Origin of the sequence: Algoriphagus oliviformis (assembly GCF_017254915.1) — a bacterium.
GTDB classification, from domain to species: domain Bacteria; phylum Bacteroidota; class Bacteroidia; order Cytophagales; family Cyclobacteriaceae; genus Algoriphagus; species Algoriphagus oliviformis.
Genome location: NZ_JAFKCT010000015.1, coordinates 54,574 through 62,916, shown reverse-complemented (window position 1 = coordinate 62,916; position 8,343 = coordinate 54,574). Strand labels below are relative to the sequence as shown.

Here is an 8,343-nt window from a genome sequence, read left to right as displayed (position 1 = left end):
GCAGGCATCATTTACTTTTTGACCTGAACAGCCTACTCAAACGGCTCCAAAAATCCCGACTCAATCCCCATAGGAACCTCCCCGGTTCCGTGCAACATCGGTTTCATTGTTCGTCCTGCGGACGCAAAGAAAACCTAGTTGTTATGCCTTCGCCCTTCTTTTCTGTCAGTATGTGTTTGTCCCTGCAATGATAGCTTCATTAATGTTTGAATATAATTGTTCTGAAAGTCTGTCGTATGTTTCATTGTCTTCTTTGCTGTCAAAACCTAAGTCGTTCCAAGAACCCATACCACCAAAAACCCAAGCAGAACCAGCAGAAAAAATAATTTGTTTTGCAGTCAAAGAATATTTGTCAACTGAAATTAGGTCGGTATGATAATAACTGCTTTCAGGAGTTAAACTGTCCAAAGTCAATTTTGCTTTGTCAAACTGTTCACTCCAACTTTTTAAATCTTGTCTAAATGCAAAATCTGCAATTTCAGTCAGTGTCTGCCGAAGTTTTTCTTTTATATTCTGATTGTCAATTTGTAAGTCGCTTGTATGTTGCTTCTTTACAGTCATTCCGTAATTAACAGTCCAGATTTTTCTGTCAGTAGCATTTTGATTTGTTACTTCCCATCTATTTGCCCAATAGTTTGAATAATTGTCGTAAACAGCTTCTATTAGCCAACTTCCGCCACCGCCAACAAGTCCAGCTAATTTGTGGTCTTTTGCAAAACTTTGGTCTTTTGAGTATTCAAAGTAAAGTCTTAAATGTTTGCAACCGTCACTTTTTAAATATTGAAACCATTCTGTCGGGTTGTTTGCAATTACAGTTTCTTTGGGTTTTAAAAAGAAGAACAGTTTTTTAAATTCTCTGAAGTCAACTTTATTACAAAATTGAAATGTCGTGTTTGCAGAATTGAAGTCAGTCGGGATTGTTCCATTTTTTAGGAAGTCATTTCCGAAAGCTGTCAATGCAATTATTTGTGCTAAAGTTCCTGTCATCTTATTTTAATCGTTGTCGTCTTTTAGGGTGAGGCATAACGTTTTGGCGCTTGGCGCAGTGGCGGATTTCGGAGCTCAAAACTGTCAATACACCACAAAAGTTGTTGCGAGGTAAAATGTTCAATTAAGCACTTCACCCGCCATTGAGCCAAACGCCTGTTACCAGCTGCCTTTCTTTCTGTCTTCATATTTCACAAAGTAAGGTTACTGGATATTTTTGTTCTCCAAATACTTTCATATAGTTGTCAAGGTCGCTGAATATACTTTCAAATCTTTCAAATGAAGATTCGTAACCGTAACCACCGTCTCTTTTGAAACTCTCCTTTATTTTAAGTTTACCAACAACCTCAAACTTGTCTTTAAATGATATGATGTCTCGATGTGTTACCAAATGATAAGGTAGTCCAAAAATAAAATTGTCTTGTTTTACGTACCGCCAAATTTGGTCAACGTTTGGTTGATGTGATAAAGTAGTTTTTGGGTCAAAACCTGAACCGATTTTACGACCTGCAATGAAGCAATTTTTTAGGTCATCTATTGTCGGCTTTGTTTTGCCTTTATAAGTTGTCGCTACAAGGTCATAAGTGCATTGTCCACGCTGTTGAGTTACTTTGGCGCAAATTACAGCGTAATGGTTTTTGTCGGAAAGTTGGAAAGCTAACACATCGTCAGGTTGAAAATAAAAGTTCTTTATTAGCTTATATTTTTTTCGTTTTCTGATTTTTTGATTTGGTTCGGAGATTTTCTTTAAAAGCTTATCAAGTTCTTTTTGTCTTTTCTTACCTTCATTTTCATCGCATTCCTCTATCCAAACTTTAACCCCAGCTTTTAAGTCAATAACTCGTTTTACTTCATTGAGAATTTCATCTGTCATTTCTCCAATTTCCCAAAAAGCCAAAGCATAAGAGGTTACAAATATTTCGTGGTAAAAGTCAGTATCAGGTCCGTAATCGTCCTTAACAAATGGGACTTCTTTTCTTATAGTTTCAATGTTTGCGTCACTGTCATACAAATCCATAATTTGGTCGTATGTATCTCTCGCTAAATCTCCGTCAATTATTTTAACTCCGTCTGTTGCCATTGTTTACTGTGTCGTTCGTTAAGGTTGCTGGTAACGTGTTTATACCCGCAATTGCGGGTATTTTTCATATGTCTAGTTTGTCCAACGGGCTGCGGATCTGGCTAAAGCCCTTGGTGGTGATGTGGGTGTATACTTGGGTGGTCTTTGGGTCACTGTGTCCGAGCAGGCTCTGGATATAGCGCAGGTCTGTGCCGTTTTCCAGCAAATGAGTGGCAAAAGAATGCCTCAAGGTGTGGACTGTCACATGCTTGGTAATGCCCGTTTCCCGCAGCGCTCTGCTGAGGATCTGCTGCACGCTTCGCTCGGAGTACTGAATCGGCTTTTCCGAGGTGCTACCCGATCCCTCGAAGAGCCAGAAATGGGGTCGCTCTTTTTTGAAATATTCCCGGAGCAGCGTCAGTAGTTTGGGAGAAAGCAGTGTATAGCGGTCTTTTTTTCCTTTCGCCCGTTCGATTCGGATCTGCATTCTGTCCGAATCTATGGCAGTGATGGGCAGGTTGATCAGCTCGCCGATGCGTAGGCCTGCGGAATAGATCGTGCTGAGGATGGCCTTGTGCTTGAGATTTTTGATACTGGAGAGGATTCGTTGGATTTCTTCTTCGCTGCATACGGTGGGCAGGGTCTTCTCCTTCACCGGACGGTCCACAAAATACAATTTTCTTCGTCCACCCAATACTTTCTCAAAGTAAAATTTGATCGCGTTGATGGCTTGGTTTTGATAGGAGGCGGAGACTTTGCGCTCTGCGACCAAAAACCTCGAAAATTCCATCACGTGACGGTCATGGAGGCTATCCAGGTCTTCCTTGGGAAAGTGGTTGATAAATTCCTCGAATAGCGGGATGTAGGCCTTGATGGTGTTTTCGCTGTAGCGAAGTTCGGTCAGCTTGTCCCGGTATTCCTGTGGGCATCGCTTGTAGTGGGCGGTGTCCTCCGGACTCAGTCTCGGCAGACCTTGCTCCGACGGGGGAGCTGTCTCGTGGGTGAATTTTAGCTGCAACCGCTCAGCGGTGGACTTGATCTCTTGGAGAAACTGCTCCGAGTAGGGTATAGTCCACCATTTGTTTTTGGTGTCCCAATTGGCATAGGGGACGGTTTTGATATGCTTGATGAGATCGGGGATGAAGCCAAAAATCAGTTTGAGGCGTTTGTTGGGCGTTTGTATGGCCAATAGTTCGTCTTTAGCGATAGTCTGTCTGGAGGGCGCTAGGGTGGAAATGACCTCGTCCTTTTCCAACAGTTTGATTCGATCACCAAAATGGGAAGTAAGCTTCTCGAGGTTGCCGGGATAGTGGGGCACCTCCCAGACCATCAGGCCCGGATTCCATCTGGAAAAGCGGATAGCTCGGACCAGCTGGATATCGGCCTCGTTTTTGGGCATCCTGACCAGGATCTTTCGTCCGGAGACTCTGATTTCGATGTTTGGGACAGCCATGGCAATCAAAAAATAGGAGTTGCGGATATTTTTGAAATACCCTAAATATCCGCAATAGAATTCAAAGGATGGCAAGTTCACATTGCTTGATTTTTTAGCCACCAATGGATTTTAGTATCCCACAGCGCAGCATTTCATTCGGATCCGGGCAGTTGGCTCGATAGTGTTCCAGGTCTTTTTGCGAAGCCACGCCGGGGTAGTCGCCCCAGGCTCCGCCCAGGTCCCAGATCAGCTGGAAATGCAGGTGCGCGGGCCAGTCCCCGTTTTCGGGAAAGGGGCCTACGTGGCAGAGAAGGGCTCCAGCCTGATACTCCAGGCCGACCTGTAGGCCGGCCAGATCGCTGAGTTGGAGGTGGCCGTAGAGCGTATGCAGCTTTCGCCCGTCCAACTCATGCTCGAGGATGATCGTCGGGCCGTAGTTGCCAAAGCCGGCATTGTCCTGGAAGCTGTGGATGCGGCCGGGATAGGGGGTGTAGATCGGGGCGCCCGCTTCCGTCCAGATGTCCACGCCCAAGTGGATGTTGCGAAAGTCGGCCTCCGAAGCCCGGAAGACCTCGCTGCGCCGGTAGATGGCGCGGCGCTCGAGGTAGCCGCCTATGCCGTAGGTTTTTCCGGCCTGCCGGAGCGTTCCGAGAACCTGCGCCTCAAAGGCCGCCGTGTCGGCCAGATCCAGTGTTTCCAGCTCGGGATTGGCGGCGCTGAAGTCGAGTTGGAGGGAGTTTTTAGCACTGAGGGGGACTCCCATCACAGGGGAAAAATCAAAGGAATTCCAGTTCATTCGGTGAAAATAGGGAATGATGCAGAATAATTTGGCCGGGGGCGAAAAAGGGGCACTGATCTTATTTTTTCTCCGTGCGGAGGTGACTTTATCCGAGTCCGGCCTTCCCCCTTCGGATAATTTTCTCTAATTTTGCCCCAATTTGGACATCAGTAAAATCTCTTTCCTTATCCCACCTCACAATGCCAAAAGACAGTAGCATTAAGCACGTTCTCATCATCGGTTCCGGTCCCATTGTCATCGGTCAAGCTTGCGAATTTGACTATTCCGGCTCCCAGGCGGCAAGGTCTCTCCGTGAAGAGGGCATCACCGTGACTCTGATCAACTCCAACCCGGCGACGATCATGACCGACCCAGTGACCGCAGACAACGTGTACCTGCTTCCTCTGGAAAAGAAATCCATCAAGAAGATTCTGACCGAGCATCCTGACATCGATGCGGTACTCCCCACCATGGGAGGACAGACTGCTCTCAACCTCGCCATCGAATGCGAGAAGGCGGGCATCTGGAAAAACTTTGACGTGCGCATGATCGGGGTGGATATCGACGCCATCGACACGGCGGAAAACCGCGAGAAGTTCAAAGCCCTGATGGAGCAGATCGGCGTGGGCGTGTGCAAGGGGGATACCGCCACTTCCTTCCTGCAAGGGAAAGAAATCGCGCAGGAGATCGGCTTCCCGCTGATCATCCGCGCTTCCTACACCCTGGGTGGTGCAGGGGGGGCTTTTGTGGAAAAAGCCGAAGACTTCGAAAAATACCTGAGCGCTGGCCTCCAGGCTTCCCCGGTACACGAGGTGCTCATCGAGCAGAGCATCCTGGGCTGGAAAGAATACGAGCTGGAAGTCATGCGGGACAATATCGGGAACATGATCGTGATCTGTTCCATCGAAAACTTTGACCCCATGGGCGTGCACACCGGTGACTCCATCACCGTGGCACCGGCGATGACCCTGCCCGACACGGTCTACCAGCGCATGAGAAACTATGCGATCACGATGATGAACAGCATCGGCAACTTCGCCGGGGGCTGTAACGTGCAGTTTTCCGTCTCCCCAGACAACGAGACCATCATCGGCATCGAGATCAACCCACGCGTATCCCGCTCCTCGGCTTTGGCCTCCAAAGCTACCGGATACCCCATCGCCAAGGTCGCTGCCAAGCTCGCCGTGGGCTACAACCTGGACGAACTGTCCAACTCCATCACCGGCACGACTTCGGCCTACTTTGAGCCGGCGATCGACTACGTGATCGTGAAGATCCCTCGCTGGAACTTTGACAAGTTCAAGGGTGCAGACCGCAGACTGGGTCTTTCCATGAAGGCGGTAGGGGAAGTGATGGGCATCGGCCGCAACTTCCAGGAGGCCTTGCAGAAAGCCTGTCAGTCCCTAGAGATCAAGCGGAACGGACTCGGAGCGGATGGCAAGGAACTGACCGACCAAGCGCAGATCCTCCACTCTCTGGCCAACCCAAGCTGGAATCGACTCTTCCACGTGTACGATGCCTTCAAACTGGGGATTTCCTTCCGTACCATCCATGACCTGACCAAGATCGACAAGTGGTTCCTCAAGCAGATCGAGGAATTGATCCATTTCGAAGCCGAGCTGGGCAAATACAAGATCGACAGCGTTCCCTTTGAGGTGATGGACAAAGCCAAAAAGATGGGCTATGCGGATCGTCAGATCGCCCACCTGCTGGACTGCCTGGAAAGCGAAGTATTCAACAAGCGCTACGAAGAGATGGGCATCAAGCGTGTCTACAAGTTGGTGGATACCTGTGCGGCGGAGTTTGAGGCCCAGACGCCTTACTACTACTCGTCCTTTGGCAGCGAAAATGAATCGACCCGAACCGACCGCAAAAAGATCGTGGTGCTGGGCTCCGGCCCTAACCGCGTAGGCCAAGGGATCGAGTTTGACTACTCCTGCGTGCATGGGGTCTTGGCTGCCAAAGAGTGCGGCTATGAGACCATCATGATCAACTGTAACCCGGAGACGGTTTCGACTGACTTTGACATCGCCGACAAGCTTTACTTCGAGCCGGTGTTTTGGGAGCATATCTACGAAATCATCCTGCATGAAAAGCCTGAGGGCGTGATCGTGCAGCTGGGTGGACAGACGGCCCTGAAGCTGGCCGAAAAGCTGTCCAAATACGGTATCAAGATCATCGGTACCAGCTTTGAAGCATTGGATCTGGCCGAGGACAGAGGCTTGTTCTCTACCCTTTTGAAAGAAAACAACGTGCCTTATCCTGAGTTTGGCACCATCCACAATACCGACGAAGCGCTGGAGCTCTGCAAGACCATCGGATTCCCGCTGCTCGTGCGTCCTAGCTACGTACTGGGAGGACAGGGGATGAAGATCGTGATCAACGAGAAGGAACTCGAAGAGCACGTGGTCAACGTACTCCACGACATCCCTAACAATGAGATTCTGCTGGATCACTTCTTGGAAGGTGCGATCGAAGCCGAGGCGGATGCGATCTGCGACGGGGAAAACGTGTACATCATCGGCATCATGCAGCACATCGAGCCTGCGGGTATCCACTCCGGCGACTCCTACGCGGTGCTTCCTCCCTACAATTTGGGAGACCTGGTGATCCGTCAGATCGAGACTTATACATCGAAGATCGCCCTGGCGCTCAAGACCGTCGGCCTGATCAACATCCAGTTTGCGATCAAAAACGACAAGGTGTATGTGATCGAAGCCAACCCACGGGCTTCCCGTACCGTGCCGTTCATTTGCAAGGCCTATCAGGAACCTTATGTCAACTACGCCGTAAAGGTGATGTTGGGTGAGAAGAAAGTCACCGACTTTGAATTCAAGCCGGTGAAAAAGGGCTACGCGATCAAAGAGCCGGTGTTCTCCTTCCACAAATTCCCTAATGTCAACAAAGAACTGGGGCCTGAAATGAAATCCACCGGGGAAGCGATCTACTTCATCGACGACCTGATGGACGATTATTTCCTGAAGATCTACTCCGAGCGAAACTGGTACCTGAGTAGATAATCCCGTTCGCAAAAACAAAACAAGTTTTGGTAAAATTTCTCGTCATTCTTCTCGGTGTCGGCTGGCTACTAGGCCAGCTGATCCGATACTTTCTCCGATCCAAGCTCGCACAGTTTGCGAAGCAAGTCAACGAAGCGGCCATGGAGCAGCAGCGCGCCCAGCAGCGGGCATCCAAACCCAAAGACTCGGTCAACGTGGACTTCATCCCCAAGGAAGAGCTGGAGAAGCGGAAGAAAAACATCGAAGGCGGCGAGTATGTCGACTATGAAGAAGTGAAGGAGTAATCCTTCACTTTTTTTTATGCCTAGGCCTGTGGATACACAGGCCTTTTTTCTTCTCGGTCTGTCCGTAGTCTCGTGGGTTTGGTAAAACTACGCGGGCTCTTGGAAAATGTATTTTGGATCAAATTCGATGTCGAGTGAAGTCAGCATGTGTTTGTATTCTTCAAGAAATCCGACTTTTTGGTGACGGTTTTTTTGGTTTTGGATGTAGTGGGTCACTTTTGGAATGTCCGATTTCGTGTAAGAAAACGCGCCATAGCCTTCCTGCCAGGCGAATTTCTGGGTACAAAGCCTTTCTTCATTGATCCATTTGGAAGAGGAGGCTTTTGCTTGTTGCACAAGCTCGCTCAAGGCTTGGTTGGGGCGAAAACCGAGAAGCAAATGGACATGGTCAGACATTCCGTTTATGGCCAGCACCTTGTGGCCCTGGTTATGGATGATGGCGATAAGATATTCATACAGGCGTTGTTCCCATTTTTCAGCGATTAGCGCGTTTCGAAATTGCGTGGCAAAGACCACGTGGATGTGGATTTGGGAAAAAGTATTGGCCATAGTTTGATGGATTGGGATTAGATCAATTTAGGTAATCGGTTGATCGAATTCAATTGGCAGGGATCGGATCATGCCTACGGCATTCTGACAGGATATCGTGTCGGATTTCTACCAAGCTGTCGTGCCTACGGCACTGACCGGGTTCGTCTGTAAAAACAGTCCCATCGGGACGATAGCTCGGTAGCAAATAGATGTTTGTCGTCTCAAGAGTCCCATCGGGACGATCCAAT

Annotated in this window: 8 protein-coding genes; 2 read left to right on the top strand and 6 right to left on the bottom strand. The window is 48.8% G+C overall.

The window, feature by feature from the left end; genetic code table 11:
* Positions 1-165: 165 nt before the first annotated feature.
* The 4 genes from J0A68_RS21660 to J0A68_RS21645 form a co-directional block, all read right to left on the bottom strand.
* A complete protein-coding gene (locus tag J0A68_RS21660) occupies positions 166-987 on the bottom strand; it encodes a hypothetical protein (RefSeq protein ID WP_206580345.1) in 822 nt (273 codons plus the stop codon).
* A gap of 184 nt (positions 988-1,171) precedes the next feature.
* On the bottom strand, positions 1,172-2,068 hold the full coding sequence (locus tag J0A68_RS21655; protein ID WP_206580344.1) for a hypothetical protein: 897 nt from the start codon (positions 2,066-2,068) through the stop codon (positions 1,172-1,174).
* Positions 2,069-2,132: 64 nt separating this feature from the next.
* Entirely contained in the window at positions 2,133-3,581 is a 1,449-nt protein-coding gene (locus tag J0A68_RS21650) for a tyrosine-type recombinase/integrase (protein WP_317195144.1), read from the bottom strand.
* Positions 3,582-3,594: 13 nt separating this feature from the next.
* Positions 3,595-4,278: a peptidoglycan DD-metalloendopeptidase family protein gene (locus J0A68_RS21645; RefSeq protein ID WP_206580343.1), complete on the bottom strand. Its 684-nt coding sequence runs from the start codon at positions 4,276-4,278 to the stop codon at positions 3,595-3,597.
* 182 nt (positions 4,279-4,460) lie between these two features.
* On the opposite strand from J0A68_RS21645, the gene carB reads away from it, so the two are divergent.
* Together carB and J0A68_RS21635 are read left to right on the top strand one after the other, a co-directional pair.
* Complete coding sequence (gene carB / locus J0A68_RS21640) at positions 4,461-7,280, top strand: carbamoyl-phosphate synthase large subunit (RefSeq protein ID WP_206580342.1); 2,820 nt, start codon at positions 4,461-4,463, stop codon at positions 7,278-7,280.
* 26 nt (positions 7,281-7,306) lie between these two features.
* Positions 7,307-7,564 carry a DUF4834 family protein gene (locus tag J0A68_RS21635; protein ID WP_206580341.1) on the top strand — a complete coding sequence of 86 codons (258 nt, stop codon included), beginning with the start codon at positions 7,307-7,309 and terminating at the stop codon, positions 7,562-7,564.
* Positions 7,565-7,651: 87 nt separating this feature from the next.
* Here the strand turns inward: J0A68_RS21635 and tnpA are convergent, their stop codons facing one another.
* Both tnpA and J0A68_RS21625 read right to left on the bottom strand, forming a co-directional pair.
* Complete coding sequence (tnpA, locus tag J0A68_RS21630; RefSeq protein WP_206580340.1) at positions 7,652-8,113, bottom strand: IS200/IS605 family transposase; 462 nt, start codon at positions 8,111-8,113, stop codon at positions 7,652-7,654.
* Between the two features lie 49 nt (positions 8,114-8,162).
* The coding region (locus J0A68_RS21625) for a hypothetical protein (RefSeq protein WP_206580339.1) at positions 8,163-8,343 on the bottom strand (181 nt) is incomplete at its 5' end.